We start from the raw sequence: 18,520 nt of genomic DNA on the forward strand, positions 1-18,520 counted from the left end.
GACTTCACCAGCGAGGACCTGTTCGCCTCACGGATGATGTCCATGCAGAGCTCGACGCACTCGTCGCAGATGAAGACCGTTGGACCCGCGATCAGTTTGCTGACTTCGTGCTGGCTCTTGCCGCAGAACGAGCAATACAGCGTGCCATTTGAGAGTGACTGAACTGTCATGGCGACCTCAGTGAGGCTTGCCGAGCACGAAAGTGAAGGGGACGACAAAGAGCTCATCACCCTGGTCGTCGCTGACGTGCAAGATCCAGTCACGCCAGTCTTCGAGGCTGCCCTCATTGGTAAATGATTGCACGACGCGGGTCGCATGATCGCGCGCCTCGGCCAGATCGTCCACCATGGCGCCTCGGCGATCGACGAAAACCTTCTTCGTGTTGGAGCAGTGGAAATAGACCTGGGTCATGTTCAGTCTCCCTTGAATGGGCCGCAGCAGACGGGCGTCGCCCGAGTCGGCGAGGACACGGCGCGAGGATGAGAGGGGTGACGCTGCCAAGATCTGAAACCACATCCAGGTAGCCATCAGAGGAAACAGGATCATTTGAGTACCGCGCAGATCATATTTCTCCCGAGAACAGTGAGGCTCAACCGCCGCACTTCGTCGCCAGCAAGTCATTGAACGCGTCGATCACTGAATCGATTGCAGCCAACACCCGCGCGCCGTCGATGCGGTTGGCAGCGGCATGTCGCAACATCACCGACTCATAAAATGAGGTGGCGTAAGCGCGACACCGCTTTTCCTTGTCAGCGGAGTTGTCGACTTGGCTTTGTACCGTCGCCAAGCCAGCGCAAGAGGCGCCGATGTTGTTGTTTGAGGCGCAACCCGCCGCGACCGCAGGTATCGTAGATGCGTTCATCGCGGCAGAAACAATGAGAATAGCGATTCTCCTCATCAGCGACTCCATAATGCGAGTTGTTGCGAGGAGCGTTACATTCTTCAGGTCTATGTTCTATTGCACGCGAGTCGTTTCGAGTACGGCTGTGGTTGCCCCACATAAACTTTGGCTTAAAAGAGCGGATTTCGGACGCGGCAGAGGTGCCGCCTTTCTTAGCGAGCGAGGCAGAACCACACTCAGTGGAGAGCTGACACGGGCACATGCGCTGCAATAGCCGCTTTCTACGACTACTGAGACGAAGGGCCCGGAATGCAGCCCGGCCGCGCCAAAGCTTCGCCGATCAATCCGAAGAAGCTCGTCTCGAGTTCGGCGCGAATTCTTTGCAAGGGCGTCTCGTTTCCGCCGTCCAGGCCGTCCCGGATCGTGACGGTTGCAGTCAAACCCGACACCAAAGGTACACCGGCCGGCACGTGATCGATCGCGATCCGGACCGGCACTCGCTGCGCCAGCCGTACCCAGGTGTAAACCGGATCGACGTTGGGCAGCCCCTGTGTCGCAGCCGCTGCATTGGACACGCTGACGCCCCGGGTCACCGTTGCGATGTGACCCACGATGGGCTCGGAGTAGCCCATCAGCTTGGCCTCGACACGATCACCCACGCACAACCGGGCCAGCTTTGTTTCCTCGAAATAGCCGTCGATCCAATAGCTGTCCCTATCGATGATCGAAATATTGGTAGCGCCTTGATGCGCGTAATCTCCCTCTCGAAGCATGAGGTTCGTGACAATTCCGTTCACCGGGCTACGCACCTCGGTACGCTGCAGATTGATCTCCGCCTGTCGCACCTGCTCCTGAGCCGACTCGACGGCGGCATTTGCCTGCAGCGCATTTCCCTCATAGACCTGCTTCTCTTCGGTGCTGCTCGCCAGATCCGACAACCGTCGTCGACGTTCGGACTGCAAATCCTTCACGTTGCGGTCCGCCATCCTTTGCTGCAAGACCGCCTTGTTGGTGCGCAGCGCAACGTCGAAATCGAAGGGATCGATGACGTATAAAAGGTCGCCCTTGTGAACGAACTGATTGTCGACGATTCGCAGCTCCTTGATTCTTCCGGAGATCTCCGGCGCGACACTCGCGACCTGCACCCGCACGCGCCCGTCGCGCGTCCAGGGTCCGGCATTGTACTGGTCCCAGGTCACGAGAGCGGCGGTCGCTGCGACGGCAGCGATCCCGACCGTCGCCAGCTTGCGCAACAGATTCCGCATGGCTCGCGAGCCATGACTTCGCCGCGGTGGCTTTGATTTAGGTGGAGGCGCGGCCACCTGTTCGTTGTCCGGGCGACCTTCCGATACCCTTAGGGCGATCTTGTCGAATTCGCGCGCTTGTCTAACCGGTGCCTCGGCTTCAATCGACGACGAGCGCGCGAGGCCCGCCTGCATCGCGGTTTCCCGAACGGTTTCATCATGAACGACAGCATCCATGGCGCCCTCCTCTAGAACAACAGAATCAATAGGCCGAGAACCGTCACGTACAGGCTCAGCTCCGCAACTGCGGCGTGACTGAACATCTTCGCAAAGCCGACGAAATGCAGAAGCGGTCGGAGCGCGAGGACGATGACAAGGGTTACCGCCAGGTAGGTTACAAACGGCGCCATCAAGACGCCTCCGACCACCAGTTCTGCAAAGGTGTGCGCCATCAGGTTGTCTCCGGAAAATCGAGATTTTGGCTGCGATCGAAGATGTTGCTTGTCAGGGAAAGGCTCGCCGCAACTTCTGCCTGGATCGTGTCGTTGCGCGCTGTCTGTTCGCGGAGGCTGTGTGCAATAGCGCGCAGGCAGGCGGCATCGCGCTTGACGATCGCCGCGCGTACTTCATCTGCAAGTGGCCCATCGGCGGATTCCATCAGCTTCGCATCGCAAAGCCGGAGTATTGCCGATCGATCGAAGCAGGAGAGCATTTCTGCGAGGCCGCGACTGTCCTGCCCTCCCCCAGCGGCAAGAAATTGTCCTATCCGCGAAGCGTCCCGGAACGTCGCTTCTTCGAGCGCCTTTCCATTCCGACGGAACGGCTCCTGCAGCTCGCTGCGAGCCTCCGCCAGAAGCTGCTTCCTGCGTCTGTCATCGGATACAGGAGGAATCAGTGTTTGCGTTGCGAATAGGAACGCGGCTGCCGCGATAATGAACACCGAGGTGAAGAGGAAGGCCTGCGGACTATAGGTCTGTGGATTACTCGGCGCCAGGATGAGCATGGTGAAAGGTAGAATGGCGCGACCAAGTGACGACCACAGAAGAGCTTTGGAGGTGATGAGGAGTGCTGCGCCGACCACAAGGGGAGCAAGACTGATGGCCAGTAGAGGGAAGGCGTCGGCACCATTGAGGATGATGAACTCGAGTATGCCGGTCAGGACAATTGCGATCGGCGCAGCAACAAGCGCGACCGCGGTGAAGCCGCGCGGGTTCGGCGTTGTGGCCCCCAATCCGACCATCAGCGCCACGAAAGACAGAGAAACGCTCGCCGCAGGCCACCCGGCCCAAACGTAGAAGGCCGAAGCGATTGCAAGCCACAGGGAGGCGCGGAGAGCGCTTTCGGCGGCAATTCGATAGGAGCGATACAAGGGTGCCCGCCACGATCGCAACGGCCACTTGACTGATCTCAGAGCGAGCAGTTCTTGTCGAACCTCTTCGTCCCGTCGAACAAACTCGTTTCGTGCCGAGACTTCGGTTCGAGCATCACCGTCGGGGGCGCAACCGCTGCTCAAGGTCCGCGCAGCCTGTAGTTCGGTGATTAGCGAGACCGCGGTACTGCGCCCGGCAGCGCTCCTGACCGAGCCGCTGCTCGATTCCGGAGCTAGGCTTGCGATCTCCGGCCGGAGCGCCACAATTTCTCGCAATAGCGTCAGGAATGTCATCGAGCTGCCTGGCTCGCCGCGGAAGGCAGCGCTTGCATACGCGCGGACACGGCGATGCATCGCCGCCAGCTGCGAAACCAGCCGCGGTTGACCGTTTGGAGCAAGCATGAACGTGTTCACGACGGCGATCGAAAGAATGCCGACCGCGATCGCGGCGCCACGCGCCATGCCGGATTCAAACACGTGCTGCGGATTATCGATCTGCTGCGTCGCAATGAATGCGACCGTATAGCCGCACAGCACCGCCGCATAAGCTCGATAGCCGTCCAAGAGCTTTGCCGCAAATACGCAAATGCCAAGCCACACCGCAAACGCCACCAGGATCAGATCCCTCGCCTGCGAGAAGAGGCCGGTGATTGCGATTGATGCTGTTACGCCCACTACGGTGGCGAGCAATCGAAAACCTGCCTTGTCCAGCGCCTGACCGCGGGTTGGTTCGGCGAGAACTGCAACCGTAAGCGCGGCTGTCGTCGGCGATTCGAGCTGCAGCCAAAAGCTCACGAACAAGGCGAGGATGGTCGCCAGCCAAACGCGGATGGCGAAACTCCAGGAGCTGACCGGAATATTGGCTACAGTGTACCGCTGCTCTGACGTTATCGCGACCACGGTCGTGCCCCTGCGGATGCTTCGCCACTCGCGCTCAGTTATCACGCCCCGATACATCGACCGGGGCGACGAAAGAGTAGCCACGCCCAGGGACGTTGACGATGAACCGATGCCCGTCACGGCCGTCACGGAGCGCGCGACGCAGCGCGGAGATATGGACCGTGAGGTTCGCGGGCTCGACAAAGACATTGGGCCAGACCCGAGCCATCAGGTCCTGCTTACTGACCAGCTCACCGCGGCGTTCGAGAAGAGCAATCAGTATCTCAAGAGCACGACTTCCGAGACCCACGGGCTTTCCTTCTTCCAGCAGAAGAAATTGCGTCGGAAGCAGGCGAAAGGGTCCGAAGGAAACGTCGGCTAGGGTGGTGCCGGCCGATCCGCTTCGTTTCTGGGAGAGTGGTGTAGCCGCCTCGAAAGGCTGTGCGGTGCGTCCGGCATCCAGCTCCGGTTCAGGATGAAATTGCTCCAAGCGTCCGAAGGCTGCAGTCGAAGCTGATGCGCGCATTATGACCTCGCGTGCTTTGGCAGGCTAATCCCGCAAAGATGCCACTGACCGCAATCTGACGATTTTGTGCACCGCGAGCTATTCCACGCGGGTGGCGCGCGATGACAGATTTGGTTGCGTTGCCTAAACCTAGATTTACAAGCCGAGTGGAGGAGTTCGGGCCGCGCATTCATGCGGATCGCCATCTGCACGGCAATCCGGACTTGGTTGTGCTCAGGCATGCATAGAATCGCGTCGGAACCGGACCTGCGAGCCAGCAGTTGCAAGAGGCGGCCGCCGGCGTAGCGCCCGTCGGCCTTTTCTCTCTTCCGCAGCAAGATCGCGGGCAATGGAGGGATCCGCCGAAATGCGCGAGAGCCCTTCCCGAGCTGCGAGCTGCTTCGTCAACCCAATTTCCGAAAGCGCGGCGCGCTGACTCGTGGCGAACGGCCTTATCTATCTTGGGACGTGTGCCGATAGACGCGCTGGCCTGATGCGGCGAGGCCGCATCCGCTTTGCTTCGTTAGCGACCAAATTGGCGCGACGGCGCAATATCTCGAAGGATCACCAGCGGACATCGTCTCGTAGTTCGTCTTACGTCCCGACCTGCTTCAACCGGTGGATGATCGGCTTGCCGTCCATGAATTCGGCCATCGCTCCCATAAGCGTCTTGAAATATTCCGTGCTGCGATGGGCATCGACCGCTGCCTGATCGGCATAGCGCTCCATGAACACATAAGTATTCGGTACTTCCCCATGGTAAAGCTGATACAGCAGACAGCCCTTCTCGTTTTCGTTGACCTTCTTGACGAGCTCAGTCGCGACATTCTCGAATTCCGCGCTTTTTCCTTCCTTGATCCTGGTCGTTGCGACAGTTCCGAACATTCGCGTCTCCATCGGATTTGAGTGCGTCGCTCTATTGCACGGCGTATTGGGCTACTTTACCGGCACGCGAAGGCGCCGGGAGTAAAGCTCGGCAAATCGCGCCAAATTGCTGCTAGATCACGACCGAGCAGGGATCGAAGATTGGGGCGAGCAATACGTGGCTTTTAAGGTTGCAGTCGTCGGCGAATAGCAACTGTTGTCTGAGCGCGCGAATAGCGCGCCACGCAAGGGGACAGCTCAGGAACGTTGCGGCCTATCAGGCACGAGCTTGAGCTTGTCAGCCATTCGGCCGAGTTCGGGAAGCGAACCCGCCTGCATCTTCTGCATCGCTCTGCTGCGATGCACCTTCACAGTAGCTTCGGCGATGCCGATATCGTGGGCAATCTGTTTACTCAAACGGCCGCGGGCGACCTGAATCATGATCTCGCGCTCCCTGGGGCTCAGCGACCCGAAACGCTCCCTGAGAGCGATTAAGTCCTTCTCATCTTCCCGCCGTGCACGATCACGAGAGAGACCGAGCTCAATGGCGTCGAGGAGATCCTGGTCGCGGAACGGCTTAGTCAGGAACTCGATGGCGCCCCTTTTCATCGCCTGCACGGACATCGGTATGTCGCCGTGTCCTGTGACGAAGATAATCGGGATTTCCCTATTTGCCGTAACGAGCTCGCGCTGAAGATCGAGGCCGCTTTGACCGGGCATTCTGATGTCAAGCACCAGACAGGAGGGGCTATCCGGGAGATCAGACTTGAGGAACTCGGAAATGGACGCAAATAGCTGAACGTTGATGCCGAGCGATCGCAGCAGCCGCCCCACCGACGCGCGGAGGTCCGGATCGTCGTCGACGACCAACACGGTGGAGGTGGCCTCAGGCATCGCTGCTGCTCGACAGGACCGCGAAAATGAGCCGGTGTCCTGGCCTTCGGCCAGACAGCGCATTTCTAGTCCTATTCCCGGAACCTGAACAGCCCCATTGTTTCCAAAGCATGCGCGCGGGTACACCAAAGTCTACGACCTGACACAGCTCGCCCGTCCGACGCGCTGACCGACTTCAGGATCTATGGCTCGCCCGATCGTAGCCGAGCAACGCCCATCACCTCAAGCAAGCCACTCGCCTTCAGCACTGACAGCCGATCGAGCGAGTGCCTTGGCCGCATCATCGCGGGAAGCCTTCTCAGCTCGCCGTTCATAATCGCCGGCAAGAGCCCTTAGCTGACCCGCAATCGCCAGGTCAGTCATGGTTTTGGCGGTGCGGAGCAAAGTCTGCGCAGTCTTCAGATATTGCTTGCCCCGTGGTGAGATCTGAAGCGTCATGACGCCCTCGCGCGGTGTTCGGGCGACTGGTCGAATGGCATTTGGAGCCAGCCCAACCAATTACGGTCACTTTGGCGGCGAACTGTGAAGCGATCGACGCACTGCCTGGAGCAAAACGGAGTTCGCCACGAATAGTGCCGGACGAGACCGAACTTGCCATCACAGATTGCGCATCGAGTGACCCTGTCAGACCCGTGAGTTTCCAAGCGGTAAGCCATCGTTCTCTCCTTTTGTCTCCTGCGCATTTCGGACGCTTGCAGACTAGGAGCATCCTCACCAGAACCTCAATTGAGCGCAGGTCGAAAGCGGGCATCCAAAAGAGACGGATGGCGATACGAAGGCTTACAACGCCCCGGACGTGGGTCCTGAGGTCGCCGGGTATGATCCTGGCGATCACTTCGCCCGGCGGGGAGTTCTCCGTCCCAAGCGATTGCTGGCAGGCCTCCCAATCGTCGCCGGAATAAGCCAAAGTTTAGGGGCATCGGCATTGCATCGGTGGCATTCTTGACGCAAGTCAAGCCATCCCAAGCGGATCTACGGCACTGTTGGCTGCCTGCACGATGGGTCCACGAATGGTTATAGGCGGCATGATGCAAAAGGTACTGGTTTCGGTCGTCGATGACGATCGCTTCTTTCGCGAGTCCATGTGCAGGCTCATGAGATCCCTGGGCCATACGGTCGACGTTTTCTCGTCAGCAACCGAATTTCTCGCCTCCCCGCGTCTCGCCGAAACAGCGTGCCTGATCACCGACATTCATATGCCCGCCATGACCGGGCTCGAACTCTGCCGGCGCCTTATCGATGCGGGCCACGCAATTCCGACAATCCTCGTGACGGCATTTCCTAATGACGTCGACCGGGCTCGCGCCCTAAGCGACGGCGTCTTGTGTTACCTGCGTAAGCCGGTGGATGAGGACCAACTCATACGATGTGTCAGCGCGGCTTTTAAGTCCGGTGGATCGCGTTAAAAGCAGTCGTTAGCTTTTTTTCGGTATCGGGCAACGTGAACTGAAATGCAGCGCCGCGAGGCTCGTTCGCTTCCGCCCACAGCTTGCCTCCATGAGCTTGGATGATGGAGCGGCAAATCGACAGCCCCATGCCTGTTCCACTGGACTTCGTGGTGTAGAAGGCATCGAAGATCCTATCGAGATGCACAGGATCAATGCCCGGCCCTGAATCGCGCACGGCCACGAGAACGCCTGCCTGGTCCTGATCGGTACTGATCAGCAGCCCTCTTGCTCCCTCTTCAACGGAGCTCATTGCTTCTGCCGCGTTCAGGATGAGATTCAGCAGCACTTGCTGCAGCTGGACGCGGTCCCCAAGAACCGGAAATAATCCGTCCGCAAGCCGGGTTTGGACCGAGACGCCATTCCTGACAGTCACGCTTTGCGCCAAAACGATCACTTCGAGGATTGCCTCGTTGAGATCAAAGCGCTCTTTTCGTGGCGGCGCCTTCTTGATTTGCTCTCGGATACGATCGATGATGTCTCCGGATCGATCCGCATCCGCAACGACACAGGCGAGAGCCTCCCTGATCTCGGCCAGATCCGGCGGCTGCATCTTCAGGAAATTTTGGGCCGCCCGGGCGTTGTTGCGAGCGCTCGCGATCGGTTGCGCGATCTCGTGAGAGAGAGACGCGGCCAGTTCTCCCATGACGCTCACGCGGTTTATGTGAGCGAAATCCGACTGCATCTGTTGCAATCGCGCCAGCGCCTGCGTGCGATCCTCGATATCCGTCAGTAGCGCGTACCAGCGAGAAATGCGGTCGGAGGTGTCGCGGACCGGAATGCCGCGGATGTCAAACCATCGATATTCGCCGTCAAAGCGCCGTATGCGCGCTTCGGTCTGGTATGGCACACCGGCGGCAATCGACTTTGTGAAGACTTCAGCGAGAAGAGGAAGGTCTTCATGATGAATCGTTCCATTTGTGCCCCACCTCTTCATTTCTTCGAGTGACGCGCCACAATACTCCAGGATTTGGCGGTTGACGGCTTCCACGTCGCCATTCGGGGCGAGGATCGCAACGAGACCGGGTATCCCGTCAATTGCCGAGCGCAAATTTCGCTCGCTTTCGCGTAGCGCCTCCTCTACGCGCTTGCGCTCAGTCAAATCGAGCACGAACGCGAGGCCCTCATCACCACCTTCCTTGAACGCCGCCGCGCCGATAAGCACAGGCACACGACTACCGTCTTTTCGGAAATATTCCTTCTCGAACGGCGGAAGAAGTCCTGTTGACTGCAGTTGTTGTCGCGTGAGCAGATCGCGCTCGCGCCACTCCGGCGGGCTCAGTTCGGTCCAGCGAATGCGGCCCAACACCATGTCCACACGATCATATCCCAGCATACGGAGGAACGCGTCATTAGCCTCAAAAATCCGACCGTCGCGATCGGCAATGAATATCCCGATGATGTTGGCGTCGACCAGACGCCGAATCTTCGCTTCGCGATCCGCGAGGTCCTGATAGAGCCGCGAAACTTCGAGCGAGATTGCCGCCTGCGACGCCAGCACCTTCAACACCGTAACACGGCCGGGTGTGAACGCCTTCGGCGTCAAATTGTTCTCGAGGTAGAGATTCGCCGTGAGCTTTCCCTGATTGATCAACGGCAAACTGAGAACAGAGCGGACCCGGCTCTGGAGAATATAAGGATCGCCGGAAAATGCATGATGAGATGAGGCGTCATCGAGAATCACAGCCTCACGGGTGCGCATCGCGTACCGGATTAACGACTCCGGCAACAATGCTGCGCTGTCGGCGCTGTCGGCTCTGTCCCGCACATGCACGATTACATCTTCTCCACTGGCGATCGCTTCTGCACGTATTTGCAGATCTTCACCTCGCGAAACAATCAAGAGACCTCGTTCAGCGCCGGCGTGCTCGAGGGCTGCGCGCATGAGCTTGTCGATGAGCTTTTCAAGCATCATCTCGCCGGAGAGCGCTTGCGAGACGTCGATCATTGTCGCGAGATCGAGATTTTCGACCGGCGCTTCGATCGTACCCGCTGGACCTGGCGCACGCCCGTCCTGCTGGAGCCGCGGATGGAGACGGTCGAGTTGCCGCACCTTTCCATCCGCTCCCCATCGCACGTAGCTGTGTCGTGCGTTTCGCAAGTAAATGTGTGTAATGTCTTCGAAGCCGTGCGCCGCGTAAAAGCGAGCAGCCAATTCGTAGGCGAGCGCCTCGTCATGCACAAAGCCATTTGCGCGTGCCGCCCCGATGGCGCGCTCGTAGAGGTTCATGGCATCGAACGGACGTCCCTCGACACGGGCAATCTCCGCGCCGATCAGCACGGCGCGGTGCGCGAAATTGTCAGGGCAGCCCTCCGCAAGGATTTGGAATTGACGGTGGCCGGCGGCCATCGCCTCAAGGTGCCATTCGCGGTTAGCTTGGTCATCGTGATCGCAATAAGCGGCGTGAGAAAGCGCCGCGAAAAAGCCGTGCTCCGACCTCGCGAATTCCGTAGGCTGAGCCCAGAGCAACTTCTCCGCGTTGGCCGCGGCCTCGATCGCCACTGTATAGTCGCCCGCGAAGAAGCGCGCCTGCAACTTTCGAATCCACCACCAGCAAGCAGCAATACCTTGACCTGCGCTACTCGGGAGTTTGCCCTCGAACTCGCTTTCGTCGAAATCCCCGTAATCGAATCGGCCGAACGCGCGCGTAAGACCACGGAGCGTCCGGATGAGGCCGAGATGCGCCCTCGACGTGTCGACCATGAACCCGAAACGGGCATGCTGCGCAAATTCGCAGTTGAGCTCGGCTTCGCGCTCAACCTCCGCCAGCGGATCCCCCGCGCTGAGGAGATTGGAGACAAGGATGCTCGAGCTGTACACAGCGTAACCGAGATCGCCGATTTCATTGGCAACCGAGAACGTCCGGCGCAACATATCCCTGCAGGATCGAAAGTGTTCCGCCCAGGTCTGGACACATCCCCCAAACCAACAGTAGGTGGCGGGCTGCAAACGCTTGAGACCGCGCCGGTCCACCAGCTCACATCCTAACCGTCCCAAGCGGATTGCGGCTCTATAGTCGCCGAAGTCGCGTCCCGCGATGGTCGCGACCAAGACGTATGCGCCGCACGAGCTGTCGCTATTGCCCTTCTCGAGACTCAGATTGATTGCCTTGCACGAGGCGAGCGCATGGAGGTTCTTGTCCGTAAATTGCGCCGCCGGCCCGAGCCTGGTGAGGACCTCGACCATCGCAAGGGATTCGGGATCGGTCATCGGCGGCAGATCGACGAGCTCCTCGATCGTGCGGGGGCCAAGCAGTGACCAGATCCGATCGTATTCGCGCCGCACTTCGACGCCCGTCGGGTGTGGAGACCAGTCGATGCCGCGATGGCGGAGATAATCGAGAGCCACTTGAACCGCGCGATCGCTGCGGGCGAGTGCTGCATAAAGATCGATTCCCAGATAGGCGACGCGGGCTTGCTCGATCGCGCTGGAGCTGAGCGCAGACATGCGCTTCAGGCGCTCCTCCGCCGCGCGAAAATCGCCGGTTAGAAATTCGCATTCGGCGCGGTTCAGCTCGAGGTCGAATGCAAGCTCATGGCACTGTTGCCAGCGATCGTCCGCCAGCAGCTCCCAGCCTATAGTCAGATAAGTAAGCGCCACCGAGTACGCTGCGGACGCCTTGGCGCGCTTTCCGGCGACTAAATTCAGCCCGGCCAATTGTTCGCGCTCCTCCAGCGAAGTGATAAGAACCGCGCCACGGTTGAGCTGGTTGACGATGTCGAAGATGCCCTCCTCGCGCTTCTCGGCGACAGTGTGCAGCAGAAGCAGCTTCCCGATTCGAAGATGCTCTTCGGGACGCGGTTCTTTCGAGATCAGCGAATACGTGGCTTCTTGGATTCGGTCGTGAATGAATTTGTACGAGCCCTCGAGTCGCTCGATGAAGTCCTGCCGCACCGCCTCCCAGAGATCGCGGTGGACCTGCTCCTCCGACGTGCCCTGAACGAGCGAGAGCGTGGCTGTTGATGCCATGTTTCCAAGGCAAGCGAGCCGCGTCAGCGCTGTCTGGGTTTCAACCGGCAGACGGCCCAACTTGCGAACCATAAGGTCCACGACGTTGTCGGTATAACCCTTCGCGTGAATGCGCGCGAGGTCCCACGACCAGCTCCCCCTGCCGTGATCGAACGCGATCAGTTTCTCTTCTGCGAGGGTAGAGAGGAATTGGATAGCGAAGAACGGATTGCCGCCCGTCTTGTCGTGGACCAACTGGGCGAGCTCCGCAACCGAGCCCGGATGGCTGCGAATCGCATCTGCTATCAAACTTCTCAGCTCTTCGTGCGCAAGCGGCGACAGGACAAACTCGTGCACCGGCGCTCCTGCTTTGCGGATCGCGTGCAGCTTGCGCGTCAAGGGATGGGTTGGGTCGACTTCGTTGTCCCGATAGGCGCCAATCAGCAAGAGGTATTGCACGTCGAGCTGCGTCACCAGATCCTCGATCAAATCGAGGGTAGCCGCGTCGAGCCACTGCAAGTCGTCGAGAAAGAGCGCCAACGGGTGCTCGGGCCGAGCAAAGACGCCGATAAAGCGGCGGAACACCAGCTGGAAGCGTTTTTGCGCACGTTGCGGCGGAAGTTCTGGGAGCGGCGGTTGCTCGCCGATGATGACCTGCAGTTCCGGGACGAGATCGATGATGAGCTGTCCGTTGGGCCCCAGCGCCTCGAGTAATACCTCACGCCACTCGCGCAGTTCGGCTTCGCTCTTTCCGAGAAGTTGCCGGATCAGGCTCTGAAAGGCCTGCGCTACTGTCGCATAGGGAATAGCTCGTTTGTACTGATCGAACTTGCCGGAGGCGAAAAGCCCCCGCGGCAGTACCAACACCGGCTGCAGTTCGTTGACGACCGAGGACTTGCCGATGCCGGAATAGCCCGAGACCAGGACCAATTCCGGGGCCCCGCCGTCGACGACGCGGTCGAAGGCGGCGAGCAGGATCTCGACTTCGCGCTGCCGGCCGTAGAGCTTCTCGGGAATCAGTAGCCGGTCGGGCGTGTCGTGTTCGCCGAGTGGAAAGTCGTCGAGCCGCTGCTCCGCCTCCCATTCGGCCTGGCAGCGGCGAAGGTCGCTTTCGAGGCCGGCGGCGGTCTGATAGCGGTCTTCGGCTCTCTTCGCCAGCAGCTTCATCACGATCGCCGAGATGGCGCCGGGAATTTCCTTCAGCCGCTCGGCAGGCGGCACCGGCCTCCTGGCGAGATGGCAGTGCACCCATTCCATCGGCTCCGTGGCGGCAAACGGCAAAGCGCCGGCGACCATCTGATAGAAGGTGATGCCGAGTGCGTAGAGGTCGCTGCGGGAATCGACTGATCGGTTCATCCGTCCGGTCTGTTCCGGAGCCATGTAGGCGAGCGTGCCAGCGATCGTCTCCGGAGGGTGAGGTGACTGACGTTCGCGCTCGAAGCGCGAGGCGATGCCGAACCCGGTCAGCCGCACCTCGCCGGTCGTCTCGTTCAGCAGAATGTTGCCCGGCTTGATGTCCTTGTGAACGAGCCCGCGCTGGTGAAGCTTGCCCAGCGCCGTCGCGGCGGAAATGGCGAGACGCAAGAAGCGCCCCGCCTCGATGGGCGCGCCGAGCAAGCGGTCGAGCGGCTCGCCGCCCGCATCCTCGAGGATCAGCATGGTCCGCTCGCCATCGCGCACGAGCTCCAGCGGCCGTGCCGCCCACGTACCGTCGAGCTCATCCTTCAGTTCGTATTCGTGCGTGAGGCGCTCGAGACTCGAACGAGAGGGGTGGTCGGCGACGGGAGCAACGATCAACACCGCGCGCTGCTTGCCATCAGCGCCTAATCGCCAGCCACGCCGAAAGACGCGTTCGTCGTCCTGCCACACGATCTGAGAGCGACCACCCGAGAACGCGACATTCAGCGAATGCGGCACCATTTGTGAGCCTCCGGCATTCGGCCTTCCGATTGAGTTCGCCAAGCAACGCTTTGCGTCGTTCGCGCGGCCTCTCTCCGGCCTGGAGAAATCGTATCCGATCGGCAGAGAAATGCCAGCCGTCCATCTTCCGTGCTCGAAACGAGCGGAACTACGCCTTCTGGTTAGCAGCAATTTGTCGAGATTTGCCGCGCTTTATTAGCGACGGTAGCACGTGCGCGTTAAGCAGTGTCACCATCGCGCGAAAATGTCGTCAACATCTTGACTTGCAGCAAACGCAAGACGAGCCGTTTCTCCAACAGCGCGATGGTCGTGATCGGTCAGGGAGGAGTTGTTATGAAAATGCTTTGGCTTTGTATGACGATCGTGGCAAGCCTTGTCGCGTTTGCTTCCGCAGCACAAGCGCACTCGGCTTACGACGGATCATGGGATCTTATCTTTGTGACCCAACGAGGCACCTGCGATCCGACCTATAATTTTTCCGTCAATATCACCAACGGAGTTGTAACTCATCCAAATCTCGTAAGGTTCAGAGGCTACGTGGCGCAGTCTGGTGCGGTTCGCGCGTCGGTGACTGTTCAGGATAGGTATGCGTCGGGCTCGGGAAGGCTGTCGGGAGCTTCCGGCCGAGGCACCTGGAGTGGCCAATCGGCCGGCGCGCGCTGCTCCGGCTATTGGACTGCACAGCGAAACTAGCATCTGCACTTGGAAGCGACGCGACATAACCAGATCGCGTTTGCCGAGCTGCCGCCGCGCGGCTCCCGTCTTGCGGTACGCACGACGCATAGAACAAGGACATTGCGCCCATGGCGAGAGGGGAAAGAGACCCGGCGGGCCTTGCATGTCTGTTTTGTCGGCTCGATCGAGCCGCACTGCATGTTCAGGATTTCTCCTTTTAAGAACAATTCCAGCCCCCGCAGCGACGGTAGCGTCAATATCCCGCGCTCCTCGAAGAGCCTGCTTCGCAGGCCCGGACAATCAGCTCCGAACCTGCTATAATCACCCAAAATGCCCAAAGCCGCACGTGCATACGCGTCGGAGTAGAGGAACGTGGCGTATTGGGATAACGAATTTCAGCGAGTCCGGTCGCCGCCCCTGCGGTATGGGTTCGCGGTCGTTTCTGTGGGGATCGCGATTGCCGCTGCGCTCGCGATCCAACAATACCAGTTCCGTGATGTGGCGCTGCCGGTACTTGTACTCGTCATCGGCATTGTCACCTGGTACGCGGGGACCGGGCCTGCCGTCGTGGCCGTTCTGCTGGGCACGGCTGCCTTCAACTACTTGTTTGTAGAGCCAGTTCACACCTTCTACATTTCAGCGCAAGACCTCCCTTACTTTCTTGTTTTTGTTTTCTCGGCGATCATAGTTGCCTCCTTCAGCGCTGTTCGGCTTCGAATCGAGGAGAACCTTCGCCACGCCCGCGACCGGCTTCAGGCCGAGCTCGAACAAGGCCAGCGGCGCGAGGCTGCGATTAGCAAGCTCAATCAGGAGCTCAATCTGCGTGCGGCGGAGTTGGCAGCGGCTAACAAGGAACTCGAGGCGTTTGCCTATTCAGTATCGCACGACTTGCGGGCACCACTGCGTCATGTCGTCGGCTACTCCGAACTTCTGCAAAAACATACGCCGAATTCGCTGGACGACAAGAGTCAAAGATACATACAGACGATTCGCGAATCAGGAAAACGAATGGGCAACCTGATCGATGATTTGCTGGCGTTTTCTCGGATCGGCCGCACTGAAAGCAGGACAACGGCAGTGGACCTCCAGCAGCTGGTCAAGGAGGCAGTTTCCGAGATAGAGCCGCAAACGAAGGGACAGGACATCTCCTGGACGATTGATGCACTTCCGGTCTGTTATGGAGATCGTTCGCTACTAAAACTAGTTCTGATGAACCTGCTCTCCAATGCGGTCAAGTTCTCAGGCACACGGCGCCCTGCCAAAATCGAAATTGGCTCGGTGGTTGCCCATGGAGACAAGATCGAAATCTTCGTGAGAGACAACGGCGTCGGGTTCGACATGCAGTACGTCAATAAGCTGTTCGGGGTATTTCAACGGCTGCATCGGGCTGACGAGTTTGAAGGAACGGGGATCGGATTGGCAACCGTTCAGCGCATTGTTCATCGCCATGGCGGGATGGTGCGCGCCGAAGGCGCGGTCGATCAAGGCGCAACTTTTTATTTTTCACTGCCGAAAGCCGCACTTCCAGCGAAAAGGACAGCGAACGCGCCATGAGCGAACTGGGACGAATTCTGATTGTCGAGGACGATCCGAGGGATGTTGAGCTTACGCTCACAGCTCTTGATGAGCACAAACTCGCAAACGAGGTGATCATTACTCGCGACGGCAAAGAGGCTCTCGATTATCTGCATTGTCGAGAACAATTCGCATCGCGCGCCGATGAAAACCCCGCGGTTATTCTGTTGGACCTGAAGCTGCCGAGAGTGGATGGATTGGAGGTCTTGCAGCAGATCAGATCGGATCAAAAGCTGAAGATGATACCAGTGGTGGTACTGACATCGTCACACGAAGAAAAAGACATGCTGGCGACCTATCAGCTCGGGGTAAACGCTTACGTCGTGAAGCCCGTTGACTTTCACGAGTTTGTCAACGCCGTCAAAGAGCTGGGCATGTTCTGGGCGATCATAAATCAACCGCCCCCCGGAAGCGCAAAGAAGGTCTCATGAGTTCGCCAATCGGAATCCTCTTGCTGGAGGATGACCCCAATGACGCGGGCCTCATAGAAGTGCTCCTTGAAGCCGATCACTTAATCTGTCGTATCACCTGCGTGCAAAGTCGCACTGAGTTTCTTGAAGCTCTTGAACGTGCGGAATTTGACCTGATCCTCTCGGACTACAAACTTCCCTCGTTCGACGGACTCTCCGCGTTGAATTTGGCACTGAGTATCTGCCCCGATCTGCCTTTCATCTTCGTTTCTGGCACTCTTGGCGAAGAAGCAGCTATCGAGGCCCTCAAGATCGGGGCCACCGACTATGTTCTGAAGACCAGAATGTCGCGGCTCGTGCCCGCCGTGCGGCGCGCGTTGAGCGAGGCGGGCGATCGAGCTTCGCGCCGACGGGCCGAAGATACGCTGCGTCGGAGAGAAAAAGAGCTTCGGGATACCGTTGAGGCGATACCTGCGATAGCGTTTACGACGCAGGCCGACGGTAGCAGTGTTTGGACAAACCGACAGTGGGTGGATTTTTCCGGGTTGTCCGTAGAAGAGACGTCGGGATCGGGTTGGCAATCTGCGATTCATCCTGACGACCATAATCAACACGTCGCCAAGTGGCATCATTCGATGACAAGTGGTGAGCCATTCGAAAACGAGGCCCGGCATCGCAGTGCAAACGGGGAATACCGCTGGTTCCTGGTCCGGGCGGTGCCGCTACGTGATGAACAGGGCACGATTCTCAAATGGTACGGCATCCTGACGGACATCACCGAACGCAAGCGCGCCGAGGCGGAACTACGCGAATCGGAACAGAATTACCGCACGTTGTTCGAATCGATTGACGAAGGCTTTTGCACCATTGAAGTCTTGTTTGACCAGAACGAAAAGCCGGTCGATTATCGCTTTTTGCAAATCAGCCCATCTTTCGAACGGCAGACGGGAATCAAGAATGCCGCCGGCAGACGAATGCGCGAAATCGCGCCACAGCACGAAGAACACTGGTTCGAGATTTACGGCAGGATCGCCCTGACGGGCGAGCCGATGCGCTTTGAAAGCGAAGCCAAGCAACTCGGACGCTGGTATGACGTTTACGCATTCCGGGTCGAAGACCCCAGGCGCAAACGCGTCGGAATCCTTTTCAACGACATCACCGCACGCAAGCGAGCGGAAGCCGAAGCACGAGACAGCGAGCACCGCTATCGCGAAGTGCAGGCGGAGCTGACCCACGCAGGCCGGGTCGCGACGATGGGGCAGCTCATGGCCTCGATTGCCCATGAAATCAAACAACCCATCGCCGCGGTTGTTAACGGCGCACATGCCGGTTTGAACTGGCTCGATGCTCAACCGCCAGATCTGGAGGAGGTCCGGCAGACACTCAGTTTTATCGTGAGCGCCGGCAAGCATGCGGGCGACGTGATGGATCGTATCCGGGCCCTTATGAAGAAGGCGCCTCCGCGAAAGGAGGACCTGGATATCAACGAGGCGGCGCTTGAGGTCATAGCCCTGACCCGCGGCGAACTTTTGAAGCACGGCGTTTCGGTGCGGACGCAGCTCGCGGAGGGCCTACCAGTCATTCGAGCAGATCGGGTCCAACTGCAACAAGTGATTATCAACTTGATCATCAACGCTGTCGAAGCAATGCGCGATGTGGACGAAGACGATCGGGAGCTGCTCATCAGCACCCGTAGTGAACCCGATGGCGTTTGCGTCGAGGTGCGAGATTCAGGGCCGGGCTTCGCGCCTGCGGATCTTGAGCGCCTGTTCGACGCTTTCTATACTACGAAATCGGGCGGTTTGGGCCTTGGGCTGTCGATCTGCCGCTCGATCATTGAAGCGCATAACGGAAGACTGTGGGCGAGGCCTAACCTGCCATGTGGCGCTATCTTCGGGTTCATTGCACCTGCTGTTCCGGCTACCGCATCCTAGTCGTGCGCGGCCCCGG

15 protein-coding genes are annotated in these 18,520 nt (G+C 59.1%); 4 read left to right on the top strand and 11 right to left on the bottom strand.

What is annotated here, in order from left to right:
• The 10 genes from SO156_RS10710 to SO156_RS10755 all read right to left on the bottom strand — a co-directional run.
• The coding region (locus SO156_RS10710) for a ClpX C4-type zinc finger protein (protein WP_498534872.1) at positions 1–170 on the bottom strand (170 nt) is incomplete at its 3' end.
• Between the two features lie 7 nt (positions 171–177).
• On the bottom strand, positions 178–411 hold the full coding sequence (locus SO156_RS10715) for a DUF6894 family protein (protein WP_458150736.1): 234 nt from the start codon (positions 409–411) through the stop codon (positions 178–180).
• A 178-nt stretch (positions 412–589) separates the two neighbouring features.
• On the bottom strand, positions 590–898 hold the full coding sequence (locus SO156_RS10720; protein WP_498534774.1) for a hypothetical protein: 309 nt from the start codon (positions 896–898) through the stop codon (positions 590–592).
• A 230-nt stretch (positions 899–1,128) separates the two neighbouring features.
• Positions 1,129–1,992 (bottom strand): HlyD family secretion protein, encoded by an 864-nt coding sequence (locus SO156_RS10725; RefSeq protein ID WP_498534775.1) that lies wholly within the window; start codon positions 1,990–1,992, stop codon positions 1,129–1,131.
• Positions 1,993–2,333: 341 nt separating this feature from the next.
• A complete protein-coding gene (locus tag SO156_RS10730) occupies positions 2,334–2,537 on the bottom strand; it encodes a DUF1656 domain-containing protein (protein WP_458150725.1) in 204 nt (67 codons plus the stop codon).
• Positions 2,537–4,354, bottom strand: coding sequence for an FUSC family protein (locus SO156_RS10735; RefSeq protein ID WP_498534776.1), 1,818 nt, complete (start codon positions 4,352–4,354; stop codon positions 2,537–2,539). Before SO156_RS10735 ends, SO156_RS10730 begins: the two co-directional genes overlap by 1 nt.
• Before the next feature lie 34 nt (positions 4,355–4,388).
• Entirely contained in the window at positions 4,389–4,859 is a 471-nt protein-coding gene (locus SO156_RS10740) for a winged helix-turn-helix domain-containing protein (RefSeq protein ID WP_498534777.1), read from the bottom strand.
• A gap of 573 nt (positions 4,860–5,432) precedes the next feature.
• Positions 5,433–5,723, bottom strand: coding sequence for a putative quinol monooxygenase (locus tag SO156_RS10745; protein WP_498534778.1), 291 nt, complete (start codon positions 5,721–5,723; stop codon positions 5,433–5,435).
• A 237-nt stretch (positions 5,724–5,960) separates the two neighbouring features.
• Entirely contained in the window at positions 5,961–6,596 is a 636-nt protein-coding gene (locus SO156_RS10750) for a response regulator transcription factor (RefSeq protein ID WP_458150727.1), read from the bottom strand.
• 222 nt (positions 6,597–6,818) lie between these two features.
• Positions 6,819–7,034 (bottom strand): hypothetical protein, encoded by a 216-nt coding sequence (locus tag SO156_RS10755; RefSeq protein WP_458150729.1) that lies wholly within the window; start codon positions 7,032–7,034, stop codon positions 6,819–6,821.
• 587 nt (positions 7,035–7,621) lie between these two features.
• Between SO156_RS10755 and SO156_RS10760 the strand changes: the two genes are divergently transcribed.
• Positions 7,622–8,002: a response regulator transcription factor gene (locus SO156_RS10760; protein ID WP_458150730.1), complete on the top strand. Its 381-nt coding sequence runs from the start codon at positions 7,622–7,624 to the stop codon at positions 8,000–8,002.
• On the opposite strand, the gene SO156_RS10765 is transcribed toward SO156_RS10760, so the two are convergent.
• The gene (locus SO156_RS10765; RefSeq protein ID WP_498534779.1) at positions 7,980–13,910 is read right to left on the bottom strand and encodes an ATP-binding sensor histidine kinase; all 5,931 of its coding nucleotides are present in this window, start codon (positions 13,908–13,910) and stop codon (positions 7,980–7,982) included. The two genes, SO156_RS10760 and SO156_RS10765, sit on opposite strands and share 23 nt — an antisense overlap.
• A 1,047-nt stretch (positions 13,911–14,957) precedes the next feature.
• Between SO156_RS10765 and SO156_RS10770 the strand changes: the two genes are divergently transcribed.
• Genes SO156_RS10770 through SO156_RS10780 form a run of 3 tightly spaced genes read left to right on the top strand, consistent with a single transcriptional unit; the run spans position 14,958 to position 18,504 of the window.
• On the top strand, positions 14,958–16,139 hold the full coding sequence (locus SO156_RS10770; protein WP_458150733.1) for a sensor histidine kinase: 1,182 nt from the start codon (positions 14,958–14,960) through the stop codon (positions 16,137–16,139).
• A complete protein-coding gene (locus SO156_RS10775) occupies positions 16,136–16,591 on the top strand; it encodes a response regulator (protein ID WP_458150734.1) in 456 nt (151 codons plus the stop codon). Before SO156_RS10770 ends, SO156_RS10775 begins: the two co-directional genes overlap by 4 nt.
• Positions 16,588–18,504 (top strand): PAS domain-containing sensor histidine kinase, encoded by a 1,917-nt coding sequence (locus SO156_RS10780; protein WP_498534780.1) that lies wholly within the window; start codon positions 16,588–16,590, stop codon positions 18,502–18,504. Before SO156_RS10775 ends, SO156_RS10780 begins: the two co-directional genes overlap by 4 nt.
• Positions 18,505–18,520 lie beyond the last annotated feature (16 nt).

This window comes from Bradyrhizobium sp. UFLA05-125 (genome assembly GCF_059803515.1).